26 protein-coding genes are annotated in these 25971 nt (G+C 31.7%); 3 read left to right on the top strand and 23 right to left on the bottom strand.

All coding sequences use genetic code 11. The features are described from left to right. Positions 1–139: 139 nt before the first annotated feature. The 17 genes from AN960_RS08225 to AN960_RS08150 form a co-directional block, all read right to left on the bottom strand. Positions 140–1333, bottom strand: coding sequence for a polysaccharide deacetylase family protein (locus tag AN960_RS08225; protein WP_056469442.1), 1194 nt, complete (start codon positions 1331–1333; stop codon positions 140–142). A gap of 35 nt (positions 1334–1368) precedes the next feature. Continuing rightward, a complete protein-coding gene (locus AN960_RS08220; protein WP_502692531.1) occupies positions 1369–3150 on the bottom strand; it encodes an ABC transporter ATP-binding protein in 1782 nt (593 codons plus the stop codon). Positions 3151–3194: 44 nt separating this feature from the next. Next, entirely contained in the window at positions 3195–3533 is a 339-nt protein-coding gene (locus AN960_RS08215) for a helix-turn-helix domain-containing protein (RefSeq protein WP_056469435.1), read from the bottom strand. Positions 3534–3556: 23 nt separating this feature from the next. Then, positions 3557–4690: an aminotransferase class I/II-fold pyridoxal phosphate-dependent enzyme gene (locus AN960_RS08210; protein WP_056469960.1), complete on the bottom strand. Its 1134-nt coding sequence runs from the start codon at positions 4688–4690 to the stop codon at positions 3557–3559. 63 nt (positions 4691–4753) lie between these two features. Continuing rightward, on the bottom strand, positions 4754–5383 hold the full coding sequence (locus AN960_RS08205; RefSeq protein WP_056469433.1) for an acetyltransferase: 630 nt from the start codon (positions 5381–5383) through the stop codon (positions 4754–4756). Positions 5384–5385: 2 nt separating this feature from the next. Further along, entirely contained in the window at positions 5386–5985 is a 600-nt protein-coding gene (locus tag AN960_RS08200) for a sugar transferase (protein ID WP_056469431.1), read from the bottom strand. Positions 5986–6011: 26 nt separating this feature from the next. Continuing rightward, a complete protein-coding gene (locus tag AN960_RS24400; RefSeq protein WP_156339642.1) occupies positions 6012–6164 on the bottom strand; it encodes a YwzD family small protein in 153 nt (50 codons plus the stop codon). A gap of 187 nt (positions 6165–6351) precedes the next feature. Beyond that, a complete protein-coding gene (locus AN960_RS08195) occupies positions 6352–7356 on the bottom strand; it encodes a glycosyltransferase family 2 protein (protein WP_056469428.1) in 1005 nt (334 codons plus the stop codon). 36 nt (positions 7357–7392) lie between these two features. Further along, entirely contained in the window at positions 7393–8400 is a 1008-nt protein-coding gene (locus AN960_RS08190) for a glycosyltransferase family 2 protein (protein ID WP_286131661.1), read from the bottom strand. Positions 8401–8407: 7 nt separating this feature from the next. Next, positions 8408–9520 carry a glycosyltransferase gene (locus AN960_RS08185; RefSeq protein WP_056469422.1) on the bottom strand — a complete coding sequence of 371 codons (1113 nt, stop codon included), beginning with the start codon at positions 9518–9520 and terminating at the stop codon, positions 8408–8410. A 14-nt stretch (positions 9521–9534) separates the two neighbouring features. After that, complete coding sequence (locus tag AN960_RS08180) at positions 9535–10539, bottom strand: glycosyltransferase family 2 protein (protein ID WP_056469419.1); 1005 nt, start codon at positions 10537–10539, stop codon at positions 9535–9537. Further along, a complete protein-coding gene (locus AN960_RS08175) occupies positions 10536–11555 on the bottom strand; it encodes a glycosyltransferase family 2 protein (protein ID WP_056469416.1) in 1020 nt (339 codons plus the stop codon). Before AN960_RS08175 ends, AN960_RS08180 begins: the two co-directional genes overlap by 4 nt. After that, positions 11509–12753 carry an O-antigen ligase family protein gene (locus AN960_RS08170; protein WP_172795403.1) on the bottom strand — a complete coding sequence of 415 codons (1245 nt, stop codon included), beginning with the start codon at positions 12751–12753 and terminating at the stop codon, positions 11509–11511. Before AN960_RS08170 ends, AN960_RS08175 begins: the two co-directional genes overlap by 47 nt. A gap of 28 nt (positions 12754–12781) precedes the next feature. After that, positions 12782–13903 (bottom strand): glycosyltransferase family 4 protein, encoded by a 1122-nt coding sequence (locus AN960_RS08165; RefSeq protein ID WP_082459431.1) that lies wholly within the window; start codon positions 13901–13903, stop codon positions 12782–12784. Between the two features lie 4 nt (positions 13904–13907). Next, complete coding sequence (locus tag AN960_RS08160; protein ID WP_056469411.1) at positions 13908–15731, bottom strand: polysaccharide biosynthesis protein; 1824 nt, start codon at positions 15729–15731, stop codon at positions 13908–13910. Between the two features lie 396 nt (positions 15732–16127). Further along, the gene (locus AN960_RS08155; protein ID WP_082459430.1) at positions 16128–16784 is read right to left on the bottom strand and encodes a CpsD/CapB family tyrosine-protein kinase; all 657 of its coding nucleotides are present in this window, start codon (positions 16782–16784) and stop codon (positions 16128–16130) included. Further along, the gene (locus AN960_RS08150) at positions 16747–17469 is read right to left on the bottom strand and encodes a YveK family protein (protein ID WP_056469405.1); all 723 of its coding nucleotides are present in this window, start codon (positions 17467–17469) and stop codon (positions 16747–16749) included. Before AN960_RS08150 ends, AN960_RS08155 begins: the two co-directional genes overlap by 38 nt. Positions 17470–17849: 380 nt before the next feature. On the opposite strand from AN960_RS08150, the gene AN960_RS08145 reads away from it, so the two are divergent. Continuing rightward, positions 17850–19013 carry an acyltransferase family protein gene (locus AN960_RS08145; RefSeq protein WP_056469404.1) on the top strand — a complete coding sequence of 388 codons (1164 nt, stop codon included), beginning with the start codon at positions 17850–17852 and terminating at the stop codon, positions 19011–19013. 62 nt (positions 19014–19075) lie between these two features. Here the strand turns inward: AN960_RS08145 and AN960_RS08140 are convergent, their stop codons facing one another. Continuing rightward, on the bottom strand, positions 19076–19591 hold the full coding sequence (locus AN960_RS08140; protein ID WP_172795402.1) for a signal peptidase I: 516 nt from the start codon (positions 19589–19591) through the stop codon (positions 19076–19078). Between the two features lie 149 nt (positions 19592–19740). After that, a complete protein-coding gene (locus AN960_RS08135) occupies positions 19741–20313 on the bottom strand; it encodes an EF-hand domain-containing protein (protein ID WP_056469400.1) in 573 nt (190 codons plus the stop codon). 259 nt (positions 20314–20572) lie between these two features. On the opposite strand from AN960_RS08135, the gene AN960_RS08130 reads away from it, so the two are divergent. Further along, a complete protein-coding gene (locus AN960_RS08130) occupies positions 20573–20935 on the top strand; it encodes a group I truncated hemoglobin (protein ID WP_056469398.1) in 363 nt (120 codons plus the stop codon). A 51-nt stretch (positions 20936–20986) separates the two neighbouring features. Here AN960_RS08130 and AN960_RS08125 read toward each other — a convergent pair whose 3' ends face one another. After that, a complete protein-coding gene (locus AN960_RS08125) occupies positions 20987–21907 on the bottom strand; it encodes a lipase family protein (RefSeq protein WP_056469396.1) in 921 nt (306 codons plus the stop codon). 193 nt (positions 21908–22100) lie between these two features. On the opposite strand from AN960_RS08125, the gene AN960_RS08120 reads away from it, so the two are divergent. Further along, a complete protein-coding gene (locus AN960_RS08120) occupies positions 22101–22586 on the top strand; it encodes a CarD family transcriptional regulator (RefSeq protein WP_286131649.1) in 486 nt (161 codons plus the stop codon). 403 nt (positions 22587–22989) lie between these two features. Here the strand turns inward: AN960_RS08120 and AN960_RS08110 are convergent, their stop codons facing one another. From AN960_RS08110 to AN960_RS24905, 3 genes are all read right to left on the bottom strand, one after another. Next, positions 22990–23190 carry a cold-shock protein gene (locus AN960_RS08110; RefSeq protein ID WP_056469390.1) on the bottom strand — a complete coding sequence of 67 codons (201 nt, stop codon included), beginning with the start codon at positions 23188–23190 and terminating at the stop codon, positions 22990–22992. Between the two features lie 225 nt (positions 23191–23415). Continuing rightward, positions 23416–24441, bottom strand: coding sequence for a M14 family metallopeptidase (locus tag AN960_RS25325; protein ID WP_353611579.1), 1026 nt, complete (start codon positions 24439–24441; stop codon positions 23416–23418). Positions 24442–25152: 711 nt separating this feature from the next. Further along, positions 25153–25632 (bottom strand): hypothetical protein (locus AN960_RS24905; RefSeq protein ID WP_216600071.1); only part of this gene is annotated, 480 nt, incomplete at its 3' end. Positions 25633–25971: the final 339 nt, after the last annotated feature.

Genomic DNA, 25971 nt, shown 5'->3' with positions numbered 1-25971 from the left:
TCTAGGAATTATATGTTTAAGTAAGGCTCTTTTTGATTTACTAATATGGGAAATAAAAAAATATGTAAATTTATTTTTACACAGAGCTTCTTTAAGCGCCATGTTCATTCACCCCTTAATTTAAATTCGTTAAACTTTATTAGCTTTTTAAAATTTTTTTAGAGTAGGATTGGTCCCCACTTACTGGGTTGTTACTAATATTTAACTTGTTTAATTTAGGGAGTTTGTCTAGGAGTCTAAAATCAGAAATATTATTATTGCTCAAATCTAGCCTTTCTAAATTTAGAAAATATTGTATTCCGTCTAAATTGCTAATATTTTTTCCACTTAGGTCTAATTCTGTCATCTTGATTAGTTCTAAAATCGAAATCCACTTTTCAAAGGGATTTGAAATCTTCTCTCTTATAGCTTTTTCCATATTGCGATCAATAAAACTAGCCACCCCGGCGATTTCAGACGTAGTATAAAATTCCAAATCGAGTTTTTTGGCTTCATTAATGATTGTTTGCATTGTTTTTGTTGAGACTCTCCACTTTCCACTTTCTTCAGACTTCTCATCCCAACCAAAATCATTCCAATCTACTTCGTCTGGTAAAATCGAATGACACATAAAGATTATATTTTTCCCAGCATCTTTTGCTATTTTAAGTATCTCTTTAATTGAATTTGCACCATCTAACTTTATATTATCTATACAAATAGACTCAACAAAGCCAGTATGATTAAATGATACTAGTTTATTATTTCTTAAATCTCCTCTAACGACCTTAAAATATTTAGGTGTAATTTCTGAAACAATACTTTCATTGTAACTGGAATATGGAAAAGCAAAGGAAACTGTTTTTTTAAATTTTTCTTTTGTTTTAGAATGAGCCTGATTTTCAATCCAACTAAATAATGCTTTTATTTCATTCTCAATCCATGTACTTAAACCATTTTCATTGACGTAATTAGCTGCGTTTTGATGATTGAAACCATGATGAGCTATTTCGTGACCCATTGACTGTAGCTCAATAATCTTATCGATTTCTTCTTGAGTATGTTCTCGTTTACCTTCGTGATGATGGAAAGCGTTTATATTAAAGGTAACTTTCACATCATAATATCCAAACATATCTTTTCCATATTTATACCAATCATTAACCCTAAAGCTATCATCAAATGAAAATGCTATACCAGGTTTATTGATAAACGGTATGGATCTTTTGTCACTAAGCTCTTTACTAGAATCTGTGTTGTTATTTTTAATATCTATTGTTAACCTTCTCCAATATTTTCTTTTATAATAATTTGTTATAAGTTTCTTTAGAGTTTCTTTTATTAATTTTTTCATTTGATACCCCACAATCCTTTATTTAATGTACAAATCTATATCACTGACATTCCAAGCTTATTCTCTATCGAAACTAATCTACCGTTACTCATTTTAAAAACTGTATCACAATTTTTAATTGTACTTAATCTATGTGCAATAATAATTAAAGTCTTTTCACCTTTTAAACCATCAATTGCAGTCATGATATCCTTTTCGGTGTCAGTATCCAATGCTGAAGTTGCTTCATCCATAAATATAATTTCTGGATTATGATATAGAGCTCTAGCAATTCCAATCCGTTGACGTTGCCCTCCTGAAAGCCTGATTCCGCGTTCTCCCACTGGTGTGTCCAATCCACTTGGTAGACTTTTAACGAAACCTTTTAGCTGAGCTTGCTCTAATGCTTTCCAAACAGCATGTTCATCAATCTGATCTTTTGGAATTCCAAATGCTACATTTTCTCTAATCGAATCATCTGTTAAGAATATTGTTTGTGGGATATAACCAATCTTCTTTTGCCATACAGATTTCAATTCACTTATATTTTTACCATCCACTAAAATACTGCCTTTTTCTGGTTCGAATAACCCCAAAATCATATCTACTAATGTCGTTTTACCTGCACCTGACTCACCGATGAATGCCACTGAATGCCCTATTGGGATCGATAATGAAATATCTTTTAAAGAGTATTCTTGTTGATTTAGATAACGAAATGAAACATTGATTAACTCAATAGAATCTGTAAATGCTCTATTCTCATTTTTAATTGAATCAGATTCACCGTCTATTTGAGTTGGATACGTTTCATTATTAGTAAATAAATCCTCGTAAACTACAGATAAAGAAGGTTTACTAAAGCGAATGCTTGTTACTGCTGCCATAACACGATTAATTGAAGGCATTAATCGGAATGCCGCCATAGCAAAAAGTGCCATTGTAGATACTATATTTGATGTATTTTTACCTTGTAAAATAATGATTAGAACCATCACCAATACAATCATTACTAAAATCGTTTCAATAAAAAGACGAGGAGATTGTTCTAACATTATTCTATAACGTTTGATATTTGCATTAATTTGACTTTTACTTGTATATGCATTAACGAAAAAGCTTTCTTTACCTGATACTTTTACTTCCTTACTTGCTCCTAAACCTTGATTAACCCATTTAATCATCGTTCCGTTAACAGCCTGTTGCTCTTTTGCAAATTCGTTCACTTTTTTTCGAAAAACTTTAAAAAACAAATATACGCTTCCCCCTAATAAAATTGAAGCCACAAGGGTTGAAAGAGTATTTGTATAAAGTAGCAGCCCTATAATACTAGCAATTACAAGCAATTCCGTTAATAACAGAAATGCCGACATAATAATTCCTTGAAATAGATTCTGCACTTCTATATTTACATTTCGAAGTAAATCTGAGGTATTTCTTTGAATATGGAATATGTAGGGCTTTGATAAATACTCCTTAAATAGTCTCCTAGATAGTTTAACTTGTTGATTTAAAATAACTCGGTTTTGAGCATATTGGAAAAGGAGTATATATAAATTTTTAACAATGAAAATTATTAGTAATATACATACCGAAAATATTAAAAAAGATGTTGTCGATTGGAAATTAAACAGTTTATATAAAAAATTGATGCTAGAATGTTCTTTAATAATGGAAGGGTTTGTTACAATTCCTACGAATGGTACAATAACTCCTATTCCAAAAGTTTCAAAAAGCGCTGCAATTATCATCATAAAAAATAATAAAAGTAATTTTTTCTTTTCCCCTTTCTCAAATAAGAGAAGTAATTTTTTCGTAGTTTCTACCAATTCATTCACACCTTTTCTTTCATAGATTAATAGCTAGAAAAAGTTACCTTTTACTAAAAATTAATCTTTGTATTTTTCCATTTCACAAATTCAAAAACCGTTTTATATTCACGAAGATCATCAAGTCCAATTCCAGATTCTTTTAACTCCTTTGCCAATTCAAGCCACTCAATTTCCGGAGAAAGTGTAGTTTCAGATTTTTCATTTAACAAATTTTTCAAATCTACACCTAATACTGTCGAGATTTTTCCCATTACATGAATTGAAGGATTGTCATTAATTTCACGTTCAATATTACTTAAGTAAGATTTAGATATATTGGCCTGTTCAGCTAATTGAGTTAAAGTAAGTCCTCTCTTTTTACGGATTTTATGAATATTTCTCCCAATCACTATCTGTCACCTCTTTATTTCAGTTATTTCATGCTTAGCTTTTTCACGCTCTTATCAATATTTTTCTTGATACAACTGATAATCCTGTTTTGTTCCTCATCTGTAAGACTCGAACCAGATGGAAGACACATACCTTTTTCAAATAATTGCTCAGCTATATTTTCTTGCTTTGTGTGGGAGTAGTATTTATTATTCTTAAAGATTGGTTGTAAATGAAGTGGTTTCCAAACATGGCGCGATTCGATATTGTCGTTATTTAGTATTTTAATTAATGATTTAGAGGAAATTCCTGTGTCCTTTTCATTAACCGTCAATGTAGTTAGCCAGCGATTGCTTTGCGTATTTGCTAACTCAGGCATAAAACTGATCCCAGGTATACGAGACAGTTCCTCAAAGTATCGGTTGAATATTTGTCTTCTACTATTAACTCTGTCATCTAACACTTGAAGTTGCGCCCTTCCAACTCCAGCTAATAGATTACTCATTCGATAATTAAATCCGCTCTCCGAATGCTGATAATATGGTGCTGGATCACGAGCTTGTGTAGCCAAAAAACGTGCTTTCTGTATCAACTCTTCATTATCTGATACTAAAGCTCCTCCTCCAGAGGTTGTAATAATTTTGTTTCCATTAAAAGAATAAATACCAAAATATCCAAACGTACCACTTGCTCTTCCCTTATATGTAGAACCTAGTGATTCAGCTGCATCTTCAACAATTGGAACTTCATACTGATTACACAAAGAGACAATTTCATCCATCTTTGCGCTTTGACCGTATAAATTTACAACAATTACTGCTTTTGGTAGTTTGTTCTCTATGTATGCATCACGTAATGCTTTTTCAAGGGCTCTCGGTGACATATTCCATGTTTCCCGTTCGGAATCGATAAAGACCGGCTCAGCACCTTGATAAAGAATTGGATTCGCACTTGCTATAAACGTAAGACTTGAACAAAATACTATATCTCCTCTTGTTACGTTTAATAAAGAAAGAGCCAAATGAATCGCTGCCGTACCTGAACTTACGACCATTGCTTCACTGGCTCCTACATAAGATGCAATCTCTTTTTCAAATGCATCCACATTTGGTCCAAGAGGTGCAATCCAGTTTGAATCAAATGCTTCCTGTATATATTTTTGCTCATTCCCACTCATATGAGGTGGTGATAAATAAATCCTTGTTGACGTCACAAAAATTACCCCCTTTTTATAAAAATTTTAACTCTTAATCTTTTTAATAATTCTCGTTGGAGTTCCTACAGCTTTACTGTATGAAGGGATATTTTTTATAACTGTCGATCCTGCCCCAACAACGGACCATTCCCCAATGCTAATTCCAGGAATTATTGTTGCTGATGCACCAATATGAACACCTTCACCTAATGTAACATTTCCGGTTAATGTGGAATTAGGCGAAACATGTGAAAAGTCACCAATATTATTATCATGCTCTACAATTGAGCCGGTATTAATAATACAATGATTACCAATAAAAGCTTCTGCGTTAATAACTGATTTTGGCATTACAACTGTACCATTTCCTATAATAGCTGACTTACTTATAACTGCGGTTGGATGAAAAATTGAAATATATTGATCATCTCGTAGTTTTAATGTACAAACAATTTTTTTTCTGGAAAAATTGTCACCTACCGCAATGACAGCTCTAGTGTCTTTACTCATTAGCCTTTTAATTGAAGAAAAAGGTGCATAAATCATTCCATTTTCTTGTCTTTCAAATTCATACCTATCATCTAAAATGGCAGTAATTTTATGGATTTTTAATGAATTAACCATTTCTTGAACGACCTTACTATGGCCACCATTTCCCAATATAATGATCTTCATAATTACATTACTTCATTTGAGCCTTTAAATTTTTCCATCGTTACATGGCCTTGCTGACTAATACCTTCCCTTTTAATAACCTTAAAAAAAGTTAAGAAGAGAATTTTCAAATCTAGAAGCGTATTTTGATTTTTTACATACCAAATATCCAATTTAAATTTCTCCTCCCATGTAATTTCATTTCTACCATTCACTTGAGCCCAACCAGTTATTCCAGGCCTAACATTATGTCTCAACATCTGAACGTTAGTATAAAGAGATAAATACTCCATTAAGAATGGTCTTGGGCCAACTAGACTCATCTCGCCTTTTATAATATTTAGTAACTGGGGAAACTCATCTAAACTATATTTTCTTAAAAACTTTCCTAGGCCTGATAATCTTTTGTCGTCTGGGAGTAAATTACCTTGCTCATCATATAAATTACTCATTGTACGAAATTTATAAAGAGAAAATGGCTTCCCGAATAGGCCAGGTCTTTGTTGGGTAAATAATATAGGTGAGCCCATTTTTAACCTTATTGCTATGGCTACTAAAATTAAAATTGGAAATAATAAGATTAATAGAGTTAGTGAAATAATTAAATCGATTACTCTTTTCATATTCCTTATCTCCTATAATGAATAATTTATTTTTTGTCTCCAGAATTTGTAGCACAAACAGTGAGTATGCTTTGCTTTATTTCATTTACTGCATCTTTTGTTTCCAATTCATTACCCTTTTTAAAAATATTCTCCATAATCTCAAATAGTTGCCCTTGTGTCAGATTAATTGAAATCAAGATTACCCCTCTCTTACTAAAAAATACTCAGTAAAAAATATTCAAATATACTAAAATAAGTTAATTTTTAGACCTACTATTCTTCCTAGCTTGGAGTTCTATTCTTAGGTTGATTTTAAATAAAACAAAATAAAAAAATCCGTCCATTATTCGGTACGGAAATCTAAGATTTTTATGACATTAAAGTTTATTCAAAAAATAAATTTTTTAGTTTAAACACTAAATAAAAAATAAAGCTTTGTTTATATTTTAAACAAAAAACAACAAAATTGTTGAAAGTAGAAAAATCTAGAGAACCTGTAAAAAGTGCCCTCGTCTCTTTACTACTCATACACTTTTTAATTTCTTTTAGCTTTTTAAAAAAGTTTCTCTTATACCCCCGCCTAGTTGCCTCATACATTGCACGAATTAAGCCTGTTGCAAATTCTGTATGAATTTTATTGATATACTCTACCTCTTTAATACTATACTTGCTCAATAATCCTAAAGACTCTTTATATACAGCTAACGCAATATCAAATTTATTATAAAAAACCTTAGTTGAAATACTATTATTATGTCTAACATAATAATACAAGGGTGTTTTTATACTAAGACCTTTCCTAGCAGCATCAATATATGCCATGTTGAATAAATAATCTTCTGCTATACAAAACTCCTCATTGAATAAAATATTATTATTTTTAATAATCTCCGTTTTATATATTTTATTAACTGGTGAAGCTAATAAACCAGATTTCAGCCAAACTTCTTTTAAGAAACCTTTTTTGCTTTCTTTGTCATCAAAATAACTCTCAGCAATATTATATATTTGAATGACTTCTCCCTTTTTTTCAAATATAGGGAACACTACTATATCTGCACCAAATCTTTCCGCCTCAAAATTTACTATTTTAAAAGTGTCTTGATCTATATAGTCATCGGCATCAATAAACATTATATATTCCCCTAGAGCCTTTTGAATCCCAAAATTTCTAGCACTACTAGGTCCGGAATTCATTTTATGATAGACCTTTACTCTGTTATCTTTATTTGAATACTGGTCACAAATATCTGCTGATCCATCAGTTGAGCCATCATTAATGAGCAATACTTCAAAATTAATCATCGATTGTGTTAGGACTGAATCTAAACAAGTGCTTAAATATTTTTCAACATTATACACTGGGATTATTACCGAAATAAGTGGCATTTAAATTTTTACCTCCAATTATATTTTTTGCTCGATTTATAAAGGTAATGGCTTTTTATTGAATCTGTTATGGCAGTATAAAAATAACATGAGTAAAGACTCACACTTCATATTTAAAAGCAATAGCATTACTCGCTGCAAAGAACTGTAAAAATAACTATTTTTAGTCACTGCTTTAAATTCTGGGCGATTAATAAACTTTTTAGTATCTTTAACTTTGTTAAAAAAATCACCTATACTTTTTATTCCAATGCTATTTTGATAGATGATAAAACTGAATTCCATAAGATAATACGCATTTAGTTCTCTTAACGTATCGAATGTCGAATCATTATCTAAAAATTCCGTCAGCTTTTGATATAACAAAATTTGTGCCATTTCTTTTTCATGAAAAATCCTTTTCGTTAAACTTCCTTCTCTTTGATGATAAATGTATAACGGTTTATCATATATAAAAACTTTACTGCATTTCGAAAAATAGTTGATATTAAATAATGCATCTTCTCCAATTGATAACTCGTCATTAAATTTGATGTTATACTCATCAATAATAGACTTCCTATACATCTTATTGACAGGTGAATAAGCCAGCCCTAATTTAAGAAGATGGACAAAGTCATTTTTTATTTCGTTATCCAGTGAAAGCTTTGTAGGATGGGAACTAATAGTCACTCGATTTGACGAGTCTAAATTTTTCATTCCACAGACTACTACTTCAGCCATCTCACTCGTCATGCATTTAACTAATTCCTCAACCATGTTTAATTCAATTGAATCATCACTATCAACGAATTGTATATAGTTTCCTTTTGCTAAGGAAATACCAAGATTTCTTGCATTTCCAGGTCCATTATTAGAGATGTGAAGAACTTGGATTCTATGATCAATCTTAGCGAAAGCACCACATATTTTAGCACTTGAATCAGTTGAGCCGTCATTGATTAATAGTAATTCAAAATTTTCATAAGTCTGATTCAAAACGCTCTCTATTGTATTGTTGAGAAACTTTTCCGAATTAAAAATAGGAATTATGATACTAACCATAGGATTATTAGGCATTTTCAAATAACACCTCAATTTTAGAAATCATGGAATCCAAACTAAAATCTTTGCTTCTTTCCGAACTTTTTTTAGTATAAGTTTCTTTAAGTAATCGTTTCTTTTGAATAAACTGCCTAAGTCCATCATAAATGCCCTCTTGGCTATTCTCTACCAACATACCAAACTCGGAATCTCCAATTATTTCAGTAACTCCACCACAATTCGTAGCTATAACCGGAAGTTCTAATGCCATCGACTCAATCACAGAAATACATAGTGCTTCACTTCTTGACGATAATATAAATGCATCACTTCCATTTATGTACTTAAATGGGTTACCTTTTGGGCCAAGAAGCGTAATATAGTCATTTAAGCTTCTTTCATTAATCATATCCTGAAGATTATTTTTTAAGATTCCACCACCAACAATATAAATGTGGAAGTCTAATATTTTTTCAATAACAAGTTTTTCAACAGCAAGAATTAAACGATCAATACCTTTTTCATAATTAAGTCTAGAAATACTAGAAAAAATAACTTTGTCGGGAGAATAGTCAATCTCTTTTTGCTCATTGGATAACAGTCTTACTTTAGCTAGATCTACACCATTATATATAACTCTAAATTTATTAAAATCTCCGACAACTTCCCTAAATCCTTCGATACAATTTTCCGATACAAACGCTATGCGATCAAACTTTGAATAACAATCTAACTGTTTCTTCTTTGATCTATGACTTTCAAGTCCATAATTTTGATAAGTCATATCGCCGTGTATCCAAGCTATTTTTAATGATTTGTTATTAGGTGAAGCAGCTACTATCTTCTCTGGCATACCCGTTTTAAAGGAGATTTCGATATCATATTCTTCTTTAATATTGTCCGTATATATTTTTTTAGGGTTCATATACTTGATGATCCTGTAAATTCCTTTATATTGTCTATTAAACCAACTAATTCTTTTTACACTATTATGTATTTGGTTACTCAGTTCACCCCCATCAAATAGTGTAAAAATGGTTATTTCATATTTATCTTTTGGTAGATTTTTTATAATATCTACTAATACTTTCTCAGCTCCTCCTAAGACCATCTTATCCACTACAAATAATACTTTTTTCATAAAAAGTCTCGCTCCTATAACAGCTTTAATGATCTTTGATGAACATAATTTTTAACAATAGTAGTTTTAAACAACATTCTCATAAATGGATAACCACCGTAACTAAACGGAGCTAATATTCTAAATGTGGTTGGTATATTATTACCTCTTATAAAAAACAAGCTATTTTTCCTTACCTCTTTTGTAAGTCTTGATCCAATCTCATTAAACTCACAATTTCCATAAAGAGATTCAGACTTTAGCATATCCATTAATGAATTCATTTTTGACAAATTTAAACGCCATAATAATTTCCTACTAAGTTCCGGGAAATCTAGATCGACATAGTCTTTAAATTCACTAAAGGCTTCAATACAATCTAATTTTCTTACGTTATATTTTGACCTTAAAATACTTCCTTCTCTTTGAATATAGTAATAGCCTATTTTATTGGAGTATACTACTTGATTCGCACAAGCAATTAGCTTATAAGTTGTAAAAATATCTTCGTATAGCTTGCCTTCTGGATATCTTATATCATGAAATAGAGTAGCTTTATACAGTTTATTAACTGCGTAATGTTTAATATATTTTTCCTCAATTAAAGCACTCAAAGCTTCTGCCGTTTTTAGAACCACTAAGTGATCCATTAGACTATCTTGTTCAGTAAAATCGTTATAAACCTTTAATACAGCACACATAGCAATCTCGCACTCATGTTTATTCATTTCTTCTAAAAGGCCTTCGTACATATCTGTTGCAACATAATCATCACCATCAACAAAGCCTACATAATTTCCCGTGACTAGATCTAGTCCTGCGTTCCTAGCAGAGCTAAGACCCCCATTTGACTTGTTCACAATAACAATTCTTTTATCAGTCTCAGATATCCTTTGAATGACCTCAAGTGTACGATCTGTTGAACCATCATTGACTACTATGATTTCAAGGTGTTTATATGTTTGTTCGATAATCGATTTAAGACATTTTTCAATATAATGCTCAACGTTATATGCCGCTACTATAATACTAATTTTCATCTCATCGCTCGCCTTGTATTAAAAATTTTCGCTGAAAACAATATAAACATACTATTATTTGTTCTAAGTATTAGTTTAATTAGATTTGTAGCAAAATCCTTAATCTCATTTTTGACCACTATTTCTTTAATTTCATTTCGATTAATAACTTCATTAATTCGTTCAAGCTTTTCACTATAAGAGAGTTTGCAGCTGGTCTTATAAAAGTCCATAAAATAACCCATCGTATCCCTAATTAACATTTGGTCTACCATGGGTTTATGTTCGGAATATATTTCCCAATAAGTTAATAATTCCTTTATTTCATTGATAATGTTATATCGAATATCAAACCGATTTATTCTAAATCGTGATACAAGCCCTTCACCTTTTTTTACACAATAATTTATTAAGGCCTTGTTTATTATAGTTACATATTTAATATCGCGTATTACGGATAAATTAAACTTTAAATCTTCACCAATATTTAGATTTGGATCAAACAAAATTTTATTTTCTTTTAAATAACTAGTTAAATAAACCTTATTCCATGGAGCATTAATCAGTTCATTCTGTATTAACGTTACTACATAGCTTCTGAATTGCTTCTTATTCGAGAATTGGAGCGATTCTTTATTTGTTGTTCTATTTGAAGAAATTTTTTGATCTGACTCTACATTGTATCCAAATATGATTAGTTGGGTCTTTTCATCGAGAACTCTTAAGATTTCATCAAATGCATTTTCTATATAGTAATCATCAGCATCTAAAAATGTAGTATATTTTCCTTTTGCATGCTCAAGACCATAGTTCCTCGCATTACTTGCACCCGAATTTGGTATATCATAAACCGTTATACGCGAATCACTTATTGCTATTTCGTTCATTCTTTGTAGACTATTATCTTTTGAACCGTCATTTATAAGAATTAACTCAAAATCCTTAAACGATTGTTTTATAATGCTGTTGATTGCACGAACAATTGTTTTTTCAGCGTTGTATACCGGTACAATTATGGTTAATAACGGTGGCTTCATGACTTTTACCTCCCTTACTTTTTAAACTTAGAAAATAAAACAAGATAAAGTAAAACCATAAAACCGTTCTTCGTAAATCATTTATACCTAATCCATAAGCAAGTAACGATACTACTGCACACAAAATATAAATATTTACGGATGCCATTTTAGTTAACTTTTTTACTAAAACGATATAAGCAATCCCTCCCATAATACCTCCTTGTGTTAATATTTGAAGAAAAGTATTATGCGCTTCATAGCCAAAGAATACCTCTTGCCCACTAAATGCTCCAGGCCCTAATCCAAAAATCGGAGAGTGCTTCCAAGCTTTTATAGCATTACTCCATATGGTCAGCCTATTCTCGCCATTTGAATCTCCTTTAAAGAAATCATTAATAAACAAGATTATGCTTTCATAATTAATGATTAACATTAAAATGACGAAACAAAAGAATGCGATAATAATACTCCTAGATTTATTTAGTCCTTTTAAAACTTCCAAAACCTTCAATACGCAAAACAATAATGTTGTAATAACCCAAGATGATTCTAATGTAGAAGATGTTGTTGCCATCCCGATTTTTATACATAAAACTATTCCTAGTAATACTACAATCTTATAAAAAAGATTACGCTCTTTGCCAATCATATATAATCCAATAAACGGTAAAGGAGCTACAAAGTAAGCAAACTGATGATAGTCATTTGCAAATGGCGAAAAAATACTTGAGCCTGCATATGTTAAAGGAAAACCAAATAGGGTATAAATTCCTTTTAAATAAATAAAGTACAAAGATCCAATTACAAAAATCCCTCCGAAATAAATAAAACGGAGTAACTTAAATAAACTTGAAAAACTACTTTTCTTAAAAGCCGATTCAAACGTAAAACATAAAAATAAAATTACAGTATAAGACATAAGGTCAAATTTTATAAATTGTGGATTGATTGCTAAAAATGTATTTACTGTATAGCCTATAGTAATGACTCCAATATAATAAACCCAAAATATCGTAAATAAATGCTTTTCTGTTGATATATAAATGTCCCGTTGACTCGTTATTTGGGTGATGCAAAAAAATAATAAAATTGCTTCACCAATTCCAAACATACCGATCCTTAGTGTCGTAAAACCGAAAAATAGGATCATTATTAAAATTAAAATATATTGTACATTAAAGGTAATATCTTTTTGCAGCTTTATAGTATTTTTCATAAGAACACCTATAACATCGTATTTTTTATTACCCATAAACTTCGAGAAGATCTTCTATAACATGCTCCACATGATAATCTAAGATAAACTGATACGCATTAGAGCCCATATCGTTTAAAAGGTCCCTTTTATTAAACAAAACTTCAATTCTTTTTGCAGTTTCATCAGAATCATTAACGTTAACTAAAAATCCATTTACTGAATCGATTACTAAGTCCCTCACCCCACGAATATTTGTTCCAATGACTGGCTTTTTACAAGCCATTAATTCCATAATATTTCTTGGGAGCCCTTCCCTAATTGATGTAAGGATACCTATATCACACGCCACAATAAGTTCATTAATATCATTTCTAAAACCCAGCAATTGAATATTTTCTTTTAATCCTCTTTCAGCGATATCTTTCTCTAAATTTAAAAGTAATGGTCCATCTCCTGCACAAATTAATTTAATATTAATCCCTTTATTTTTAAGAATCTCAATCGCATTAATGACTTGTTTGTGATTTTTATTTTGATTAATTTCAGCAATCATAAGAACTACAAAATCATCTTTATCTAAATTTAATCTGCTTCTAATTTCATTCTTTTCTACTAAATCAGGATTGTACAAATCTAAATCAAGACCTACTCCATTTAACTTATATGTTTCCTTCACCTTAAATTTTTGAGCTCTTTCATAATCTTCCGAGTTCATCGTGATCATCTTATCAGTGAAATTCCCCATAATCCTTTCGATAGGATAGTAAAGACCCCAATTAAAAATTGGGGCCCCTTTATAAAAGTGGAAACCATGTACAGTATAAATTGTTTTTAGATTAGGAAATTTTACTTTTAAAAGTCTTCCATATAATGCAGCTATTGGAGTATGTACATGAACAATATCATAGTCAAACTCCTCCTGAATTTTAATAAGCTCCATTAAAGCTTTAATATTTATAGGATGAAACGGATTTCTTTTAAAAGGTATGTCAAAAAACTTAACTCCCATGTTCTTAAGCTTCTGATTAACTGCTAGATCAATCGAACAAGCACAATCGACAGTGCTACCATCATTTATAAGCTTTTCGATATGTGGTACTAAAAATGCATTAATCGTTCTACTTAAAGTTGTAATATATAGGATTTTAATAATGATCCCCCGTTTCACTTAACTAAGAAATTGGAACCAATTCCTTTGGCTCCATTCGATTATTTGCAATTTGTAACAATTTATCTCTTAAAAACTCTTTTTCATATGTAGGATAAGTTAACATTATTTCATTAATCTCATCGATTAATAGATTCGATGTTTTACCGATATAAATTTTAGGATGTACCTGCTTTTCGTAAATTTCTTCTTCATTTAAAAGTTCTTCAAACAGTTTTTCCCCAGGTCTGATTCCTGTAAATTCTATTCCGATTTCTTCTACTGTGTTTCCTGAAAGCTTAATTAAATTTTTAGCAAGGTCCACAATTTTTACTGGCTCACCCATGTCGAGAACAAATATTTCTCCACCTTCCGCTAATGCCCCAGCTTGGATCACCAGCCTTGAAGCTTCGGGAATCGTCATGAAATATCTAACCATTTCTGGATGAGTTACAGTAACGGGCCCCCCTTTTTCAATTTGTTTTTTGAAAAGGGGAATGACACTTCCTCGGCTGCCTAATACATTACCAAAACGTACTGCAACAAATTTTGTCATACTATTTTTATTCATATTTTGAACCATCATTTCCGCAAGTCTTTTCGATGCACCCATCACACTTGTTGGGTTTACTGCCTTGTCAGTCGAAATCATAACAAAGGTTTCAACTCCGAATAGATTTGCCGCATTTGCAACATTTACAGTTCCGATAATGTTGTTTTTAACTGCTTCTTCAGGATTTCGCTCCATTAAAGGTACATGTTTATGTGCAGCAGTATGATATACCACATTCGGACTGTATTTCTTCATCACTAATTTCATTTTAGCTTCATCTTGTAAATCCGCAATTTCTGTAACAAAATCTATCTGGTCTGTTCCAAATTGCTCTTTCAATTCCATTTCAATATTATAAATACTATTTTCACCGTGTCCTAACAGTACTAACGTTTTAGGTTTGAATCTTGAAACTTGGCGACATATTTCAGATCCAATTGAACCACCAGCTCCGGTTACTAACACAACATTATTTGTTATTGAACTTGAAATTCTCTCAATATCTAAAATTATTGCTTCTCGCCCTAAAAGGTCATCAACCTCTACTTCACGGAATTGATTGACGGATACTTTCCCAGTCACCAAATCTTCTAACATAGGTAAAATTTGTGTTTTAGCTTTAGTTTTAGTACACTCCTGGAAAATCTTATTTAATTCTTTTCTATGGAGGGAAGGAATAGCAATTATGATATTGTCTATGTTTAATTCTTTTACAAAAGATTCAATTTTGTTAACTCCGCCTACAACTGGAATACCTAAAATATGTAGATTTTGTTTTTTTAAACTATCATCTATAAATGCTACAGGTAGTAATTCTGAATCCGAATGTTTTATTAACTGTTTTGCGACCATTGTTCCAGCTGCACCGGCCCCAATAATAAGCGTGCGTTTTTTATTTTCAGCCTTCTTATATGATAAATCTCGATAAACTCTCCAAAACAAACGCGCTCCACCAATTAATAAAATATGTAAAAACCAAGTTACAAATAAAAGGCGAAAATACGTATCTTTAACCAGGATTGCTTGCACTATTGCGGTACAAACGATTGAATAGGTTATCGATTTTGTAATAATAATTAATTCTCCTATACTTGCGTACTCCCACGCCTTCTTATACAGCTTGAATAAAAAGGAAAAGAAATGATGGCTTGCCAATAATGTAATGGAACTAATGACGATTGGAAGTGTAATAACATCAATCGTCGCGTTTACTAAAAACCGACTAAAGAAAACAGTTGTTAATACAATAAAAGAATCTACAAAAATAATAAAAGAAACTCTCTGTCTATAAGTCATAACGCCATTTCCTTCCCTTCTATCCTTTTGTCAGCTAAGTACAACTTATGTATTTGATGTAACTACTATAAAAAACGTTGAATTGCTAAATTCTATACTTTTTATATGACTTCATTTTTAGTAAATAAATATCTATCAGAGTCAAAATTTAAATTCCTTAACTATACTGTTTATGAAAAACAACATAGCTAAAGATATTAAAAAAGTAGGCATCTAACCTGTCCTCACACTACACTTTCGACGACTTGCGTCTAAGGTTTATTCAACCCACAGCATAACCGAGTGCCTTCGTTGATAAAGGTTAGAAGACATCACCTACAAGCTTTTGTTTGTTAAGTCCTGTTCACTATAACGAACACCATACTATATTAATTAACTACTAACTCTTAATTCTCATTATTTTTTTTCATTCATTACTACACCTAATATTTTTATACTGTTTGATAATTTTTTTTGAGCAAATGCTATTTCTTTATTTTTCGTTTTACCCCAATGGGCAACTAGTATTAGTCCATCGCAATTACTAGCTATAATTTTTGTATCTGCAAATTCAAGTGCAGGTGGGGTATCTATTAGGACCACATCATATTCTTCGGTCACCTTATTAATTAAGTCTTTCAATGTTTCTAATCCTAATAAATCGGCTGGACTATATGGAACTGGACCGCATGGCAATAAATTCAAACCATTAACTTCTGTTTTTACAATGACTTCTTCAAGGTCTGTTTTGCCTAATAGAATATTACTTAACCCTACAAAATTACTTGTATTAAAAGATATATGTAATGTTGGTCTTCTAAGATTTGCATCTATTAAAAGAACCTTCTTTCCTAATTGCGCTAATGATATTGCAAAGTTCGCAACTGTTGTCGACTTGCCTTCCCCCTGATTCGGAGAAGTTACAATTATAGCCTTATTTTCTTGTAACTCTATGGAAGTAAGAAAGTTAGTACGAACCGTTCGGTATTCCTCTGATATTTTGCTATTCTTATACGTCGTTGTTACTATATTTAAATTAGTTAAGTGAGATAACTTTCTGTTCACTATTCCCATATGTTTCTCCCCTATCATCAAGTCTTAGCTTTTCGTTCTTCTCAAAAGTTGTATTTCTTTTATTAAACTTTGAAATAGTCCCAAAGACTGGTATACCTAATAATAGTTCAGTGTCCTCCTCAGATTTTACTGTATCGTCGAAAAAGTCTATTAAAAATATAATGCCAATCCCTGCAATAATTCCCAATACAAAGCCAAGTAGGGCTTTCTTTATATAATCATTGTTTGTAGGCTGTTCATTAATTTGAGCATATGAATAAATTTTTGAGTCTTTAAATCCTAAAATTTTTGGTATTTGACTTAAGAATACATCCGCTGTTGAATTCGCAATTTGCGCCGCTAAACTAGGATCTGTATTAACAACTTTTATTTCTACAAGCTGTGATCCTGATACATTTTCAGGTGTTATACTATTACTTAGTTCTTCTGGAGATATACTTAAATCAAGTTCTCTAACAACGCTCTCTAATAATGTTGGCTCTTTGATCATTACCAAAAGAGTATTCATCATCTCAGGAGAAGTTGCATTTACAATTAGTTTAGAAGATGTTTCATATTGCGTCTTTGTAAAATAATAACTATAAACTCCCCCTATTGCAGAAAAGAGGATAGAAAAGATAACCAATATCCAAATGCGTTGTTTAATGAGTTCAAATATCCTTTTTACACTTAACTCGTTTTCCATGTTTTCCCCACTTTCAAATTTTTGTTCTTATTAAAGAACACTACAGTAAAAATTTCCCACTACCTTATTAAATTAGTGCATTTTTCATACATTAATATTATATGTAAACATGATAATTCTTTATAACGAACAAGTCAATCACCCCTTCTCTATTATTATTTAAATTTTAAAAAATTTACAAAAACGTATAAATTTATTTACTTTTCATCCTTTAATCTAACAATTAAATATATTAAAAATTACTTAATCTAATTCCATTTTTCTTACCTGTAACCTTCAAAATAAATTAAAAATCTCTAACAAAATTTAATTTAAGAGGAAGTGAATTCTCAGTAAAGAATATATTTGAGGAAAACCATTTGATTTTAGGGGAGATTACTATGAAAAATCGAATTGAACAATTAGACTCGATTCGTGGAATGGCAGCTTTTTGTGTTTTAGTAAGTCACGCAATTTCATTAATACCACTATCTGTAATGATTGACAAAGTGCTAAAGGCAACAGGCATAACCAATGCCCATGGCGCAGTAATGTTATTTTTTGTATTAAGTGGCTTTGTTTTATCTATACCTCTCTTTACAAAAAATAAAATAGAGTATCCTTCATTTCTCATAAAAAGATTATTTAGAATCTATGTTCCATACCTTTTATCAATTACACTTGCAATTATTTTATCTCAACTATTTATAACGAAAAATATAGGAAGTATTAGTGGGTATATTGATAGCCAGTGGAAATCTCATCTAACAGGCAAACTAATTATTGAACAGATCTACTTAATTGGAAATATACATGCTGATGCATTTAATGGCGTAATCTGGACATTAATTCATGAACTAAGAATCGCTTTAATTTTCCCATTTATCGTTCTACTAATTAAACGTGTTAACTGGAAAATAAGTATACTAATTTGTATTGCTTTAACTAGTATGAAAGCACTGGATATCGTCTTTAATATAGAACAATCAAATGGATTTCATATCTCATACATTGATACTTTATCATATCTTTCAATCTTTATTATGGGTATTCTATTGGCTAAACATAGAATGGAACTTGTTGATTTCTTCCAAAAACTAAAATTAAAATATAAAATTATGTTCTTTCTATTTTCTATATTACTATTTAATTTTTCGGGCCTAGCTCTGTATGATATATATGAGGTAACTAAGCTACATGCATTCACGGAGTTTTCGTTAATTATACAAGAATATGGAATGGGCTTAGGTGCAACTGGTCTCTTTATAATAGCAATTGGATCGTCAAAAATTGAAAAGATACTAATGTATAAACCTATTCAATTTGTTGGAAAAATTTCGTTTAGCTTATACTTATACCACCCATTAGTTCTACTAAGTTTTGTTCATCTCTTCTATAACATACTTCCTTTATGGGTTGTATTCATAATGACAATTGTCTTTTCTATAGCAATCGCTTATATTGCATGGAGATACGTAGAGGTTCCAAGTATGCAATTAGGTAGAAGATTGGCAAATCGAGGAAATTCGTTTCAATCCAATCAATTTTTGACGAGGAATCAATAAACAAATATACAGTAAAGTTAAAAACTAAAAGAGTAAAAACCGCTTGAAAGGTGAAGTGGTTTTTACTCTTTTTTATTAATCAGCTTTAACCCATATGATATAAGAATTAACCCTAAAATAGTTAATAATAAAAATATACTAAAGCTCTTATGAATCTCTTTATAAAGATATCCTACTATCGGAAGCTTAACACCGCTATATACCGAAACAATACTATCTCTCTCAATGATCCAAGGGTCTTGAACTGGGTTTGCATCACCTTTTGTTCGATATACTAATTGCCCGTTTTCATTAATAACCTCATTTATTCGATGTGTTACTAGAATATCTTCATTATATGGCATTTTGAAAGTAATAATATCTCCTAAACTAAGTTTAGTTTCACTAGTAAAATCTTTTGCAATTATGATTGATCCCGTTGGAAGCGTTGGTTCCATTGAGCCAGATAACACATAGTAAACTTGGTGGTCAAAAAATGTTGGAGGTTTTCCTTCTAACTTACTTTGCATTATTTTAAAACCCAAAATTAGCAGTATGATAATTAATGGAATATTTATAAACCTACTAAATACTCTCATTATCCTTCTTCTTTCTACTAAAGCACGCATTCTTAATGCAGCTATTTAATTTAATCACTTCCTGTCCTATCATCCTATGCTATGACTAGCAACTTGTTCCCTCCAAAAAATAAAAAAAGTGTTCAGCAAATACTAGCTAAACACTTTTTCTATTCTATCTTATATGTAATATCTAAAATAATTCTAGTGGATTTACTATCACTATTAAACGGTGCTAAACCTTTACTATATTCGCCGTTAAGAACAAACTCTTTACCTCTTCCTTTAATTAAACTTCCTAATGGAAAGGGTCTCTTTGAAAATTCATCCAATGAAATTTTGCCATCTTTATTTAAATCCAAACTATCAAATTTTTTGGAGTTTAACGTATAAATTTTGTTTCCATACTTAATTGTTTGGAGACAAATAAATTGCCCCTCATTTCGATCACCTTTTTGTAGAAGGTTAATTTCTAAAGTGATACTAGTTATATCTTTATTCCCTGAATTTTTTAAGCTATGTTTAATTTCAACCGGAAAGCCGTTTTTTTCATTGTGCTTTAAATAAATTAAATCAGTTGTTTTTTTCGTTCCCTTGTTGGACAAATCTAACTGTACATTTGTGAAGGGATCTGTACTAACGGTGGAAGAAAATTTAAAGTAGGCCAACATACTAACTAATAAGACCAATACACCAGAAATAACAAAGAATACCCCTAGTTGTCTTTGGTTTTTATATCCCAATTTCTCACACCCTGCGAATTTATTGGCGATTATATCTTCACTATTAATTTATTAGCCAATATTCAATATATGTCTAGTAGGCTGGCAATAAACTAGAAATAGATAGTGCTTATTTACTTACTTCCATGAACCACAAACAAACTTCCTATACAGCTATTACCAATAAACTTTTTTTAATAAAGTTCATTCATAAATCAAGTTATATTTTACCATTTTAAGGGGATTCTACTTATATCTTATATTGAAAGGAAACTATTATATGGAACAAACTCTTTATGAAAAATATGGTGGAGAAGAAACAGTTGGAAAAGTAGTTGATTATTTTTATGATGAATTAGTACTAAAAGATGAAACAGTTAATCATTTCTTTGATAAAACGGATATGGACACACAACGCCGTCATCAAACGAAATTTATTAGCTTCGCTTTAGGTGGACCTAAGAAATATACTGGTAAATCCATGTCAAAAGCTCATGAAGGAATGAATATCCAACCCGAACATTTTAATGCAATTGCTACACATCTCCATGATGCACTTGCTCACTTTGGGGTAAGCAAGACAGACATTGATCAAGCCTTAACAACAGTAGAATCACTAAGAGATGACATACAATATAAATAAAACGTATAAAAGCTACTATCTGATGATAGTAGCTTTTATACTTCTGGCGTATTATTTCCAAAACACTCCCTCAAACTCAACTAAATCGTGATAAGGGTACAAAGGTTTCAATAATCTTGCTTTTGTCCATAAATCTGTTGTTTTTTCTAAAGCAGTTAAAGATGCTTTATATTTTTCATCAACTGTAATATATTTTACATTACCTAGATGCTGGAGTGAGTACCCAGTTATTTGTTTAAAGAAGGTTTTATTGGCGTAATCCAATGGGTCACCATTTACAATGTAATTAGTAAACAGCGGTTTAAAAGTTTTTTGGACTTTTTGTGACTTTGCATGAAGTTTTTTCGAACCATCATCTAATAGTACACCTAATGAGTTAAATGTAACTCCCTGTACAAATAGATGATTTTTCAATTTTTTATCATTTTTAAGCTGATAGCCTACAAATTGGGCCAAATAACCTCCAAAGGAATGACCTGTAACATATACACTTGAATGATTGTTCTCTTTTTTATTTAATATTGATGTAACCCAGGCATATGCTTGCTGAGCTTGTTGATCTACGACAACTGGTGAACCATTCTCTGGAGTTTCAAATTCAACTAGTCTTTGATAAATATCTTGTAAATTGATTTTCTTTAATCCACTAAACGCAAATAACAAACTATTATTTTTTTTGTTTTTTAATGCTATTGCTGAAAATCCAATATTACCAGATGTAATAGAAACAAGCTGATAATCACTAAGATTCTTATGAACTTGAGTAAGTAATGGATCAGCAATCCCTTTATGTTCTCTTAAGCTTTTGCCTAATTCTTTATCTAGAAATGCTTCATAAGAAAGCTCAGATGCTGCTAGTAATACGCCATTGGGAAGCTTCTCTAGCTCTCTTTGCTCTTGTTGGCTACATCCAGTGGTCGTTGTAAAAAAAGTAAGTACTGTAACGATAAAAATAACTACACGAAAATTCATTAGTAACCTAGCCTCCTTTCGACAGTCTCTTTCTTCATATTATGTCCACGACCATATGACATGTTCATCTTTTCCCCAAAAAAGCAAAAAAATATACATAAAATTATTGACAGTTTTATTTTACAAATGTTATCATATAAATTTTGTTATTTCATTTATTAATGTTATACTTAAGTTATAAGAATTTTCGGAGGTGGGTACATTGTTCAAAATTGGCGATCAAATTATTTACCCAATGCAGGGAGCTGCAGTAATTGATTCCATCGAAGAGAAAGTTATACAAGGTGTAACACAACAGTACTACATAATCAACATACCATCCAGCAATTTAAAATTGATGGTTCCTCAAGGGAATGTTTCAAACACGAAAATTCGTTTAGTCGAAGACAATGAACATTTAAGTAATGTATTAGATGACTTTTCAAATGGTCTTCCCGACGATTCCTTATCTTGGAAACAGAAATATGATTTAAACATGAAAAAATTAAAGTCTGGCGAATTACTCGCTGGTGCTCAAGTGGTACGTGATCTAACACTTCAAAGTAGAGAGAAACCTTTAAATCCTAGTGAAAGAGAAATGCTAGACACGGCTAAACGCATGTTTGTTGGTGAACTTAGCTTAATTAAAGGCATATCGCAACTTGAAGCAACCGAATTAATTGATTCTGCATTAAAATAAAGTTTTGTTTAAGAAAAGGAGCTTACTTTAAGCTCTTTTTTTTGTTGATTTTTTAACTATTTAGCTTCAAGAATACCTAGGACACTACTTGATTAAACAAGGTATGTATGTATGTAAGTTACGAGTCCGCATTTTTTTTAATAAAATTTATTATTGTTTTTCCACCAGTTTTTAAACCACTTTTAGTTGATTTAGTACAATTATAATAGAGAAGCCAGCAGATATTTGCAGTTTTAGAATTTTTTTCAAATTTACTTTTAATTAATTTGCAGATTTGGCTGTTTTTTATGGTTGCAGATATTTTATTTGCAATCGACGCCATTACCACTTCACTTCTCCAAACAAAATAAAAAAGACTGCTAACAAAAATGCTAGCAGCCTTTTACTCACTCAAAAGTGAAAATTATAATTTAACTACGTTTTCAGCTTGAGCGCCACGGTTACCTTGAGTGATCTCAAAGCTTACTTTTTGGCCTTCTTCAAGAGATTTGAAACCTTCGCCTTGGATAGCTGAGAAATGTACGAATACATCGTCTCCACCTTCAACAGCGATGAATCCGAAACCTTTTTCTGCGTTAAACCATTTTACTGTACCTGTGTTCATTGTACGAACCTCCATTATACCTGTTTTTTTACACTTAATGAGTATTGTTAAGAAAAAATACACACATTAGAACAGGATGAAAATTCGTCCCTTTTAACACATGAATTGAATTAACCAATTTCTTATTAAGTATGTCCCTATCGTAACATAAAATGAAATGAAAAACAAATTGTGCACGAAGAATAATTAAAAATTAATAATTTTTATAAAAAATGACCTTATTTTTTACTTTTCGTTAGCAAGTATTAAACCAACTGGTAAGTTCTTCTTCATAATACTACTAAAGTAACTATTAGGAACTGGTTTGTTCCCTACATAAGGAGAAATTTCAATAGTAAATCCAGGTCGTTTTTTTGCAGCGACATACCAGTCCTTATATCCACCGCCTCCACCTTTTGCGGGAGCGACCAAACTATAGCCTGTTTGTTTTGATAATTTTGTAGCAATTGCCTTATCTCTAGCCATTTGAGTTCCTGATTGGTTATAATGCCAGAAAATAATATTTCCTGATGAGTGATATGCAACTGTATTTTTGAATGAATGTTTATTTGTGAAATCATATAAAGCTTTAGCTTCTGGTTCACTTAGAGCCTTTGTACCTTTATAGTTATCAGGGCCAGGCTTTGACTTATTACCAGAAATTGTATTCCACCCAGCTGGATATTGACGATTTAAATCTACGCCACGTACATTTGCCTTCCAAGCTTTAAAATTCTTGCTACCATTATTTAATTTAATGGCCTGATTTGGATTCTTTGCACTGCTCGCACCTTTTTGTACAAGCATTACACCATCAGGATTAACCATTGGTACAAAATAAATAGACGTTTGGGATAATGTTTTCCTTACATCAAAACCAGATATTTTTGTATTTTTTTCATACGCACTAGCGTATTGATCAAGCATTTCCATTATGACATTTGTCGTCATGTGCTCACGTGCATGATGCGAACCGTTTATACTAATTTCAGATTTACCAGTCCCTAACTTAATCGCATATAAATTTCTACCATCTACAGATTTACCAATTGTTTCAACTTTAGTAAATCCAGGGTACCAAGCATTCAGCTCCTGTAAATCCGCTGTCAACTCGTCATATGAGTAGTCACCATTTGGGTCAACGTAGTTATAAGTTTTTAACGAAATATCTGCTTTAGGGATTAGCCCCTTAAGCCCTCCAACTTTAACGACATAATAAGATGAATAAGCTGAATCAATTACTATTTTTTGTTTAGCAGGTATACTAACCATCGTTGGTTTCGGATCCCGTGGGAAAACGATTTTTGTATTTCGTACTGCAACACCCGCCGTAATTTTAACAGGCTGCGTCACAATACTGATTACAGGCAATGTCTCATTTGGTAAAGGGGTTGTTTTATTTTTATCAATATAAGCAGTTTGATTAGAATATTGGATCATTAAATACTGATTCTTCTCACCTGTTTTACTAAAAACCGTATTTGCTTTAACTGTTCCCCTATTCACTAATTTACCATTTTCATTTAATAATAGAGGTGTATCGCTAGTTACCTTAAAAACTTTCGCCGTTGGGTAGATTTCCCATGGCGTTGCATTTCGGACCGCACTTTTCAAAATAGTCCCAGCATTCCCATTATAAGTAACATAGTAAAGGTCATTCTCCTCTTTATCTACTTTTAACTTAACGTTTGCTGGTATTGTTATAGTAGTTGTTGTTACGTTTGTTGCTGCACCAGTCTTTCCTCCGGTTGTTTCACCTGTTGTTCCTCCAGTTGTTCCCCCGGTTGCTTCACCTGTTGTTCCTCCGGTTGCTCCTCCAGTTGCTTCACCTGTTGTTCCTCCGGTTGCTTCACCTGTTGTTCCTCCGGTTGCTCCTCCAGTTGTTGCTCCAGTTGTTGTTCCTCCGGTTGCTCCTCCAGTTGTTCCTCCAGTTGTTGCTCCGCCGGTCGTTCCTCCAGTTGCTTCACCTGTTGTTCCTCCGGNTCCTCCAGTTGCTTCACCTGTTGTTCCTCCGGTTGCTTCACCTGTTGTTCCTCCGGTTGCTCCTCCAGTTGTTGCTCCGCCGGTTGTTCCTCCAGTTGTTGCTCCAGTTGTTGCTCCGCCGGTCGTTCCTCCAGTTGTTGCTCCGCCGGTCGTTCCTCCAGTTGTTGCTCCAGTTGTTGCTCCGCCGGTCGTTCCTCCAGTTGTTGCTCCAGTTGTTGCTCCGCCGGTCGTTCCTCCAGTTGTTGCTCCAGTTGTTGCTCCGCCGGTCGTTCCTCCAGTTGTTGCTCCGCCGGTCGTTCCTCCAGTTGTTGCTCCGCCGGTCGTTCCTCCAGTTTCATTATTCTGAATCGTCAAATCTGTAGGTTTTAGCGTTACAACCCATTTTTCTGAATTTGCATTTGTTGTTGATTCTGCAAATACATCTTTAAACATACTAAACATAAGTACTAAAACAACTAAACTAATAAAACCTTTTTTCAAACCCTTCACCTCTCTAATTAATCAAAAACAATTGTGTATATGTAAGTAATTGTTTTTATATAATAATCTCATAACAGACGAAAAGCTCCCTATTTAGGGAGCTTATTTTAATTGTCTAATATATTATTAGTTTATAATATTAGCATTTTCATTGCATATTAAAATTGTATTACACACCTGTCTATTCCTGTTACGTTTTTTACTTTAAAATAGGTATGTTTTTATAGATTTTAGTTGAAACTATGAGGATTTTACAATATAAATACGATTTTTTTTTGAATTTATTTGATTCGATGCTTTTTATTTGCCATTCCCGGATTTTAATTGCGATTTAAACTT

Source organism: Bacillus sp. FJAT-25509, assembly GCF_001420605.1.
Classification (GTDB): Bacteria; Bacillota; Bacilli; order Bacillales; family Bacillaceae_G; genus Gottfriedia.
The sequence above is the reverse complement of the archived record's forward strand: the minus strand, read 5'-3'. Positions and strand labels throughout refer to the sequence as shown.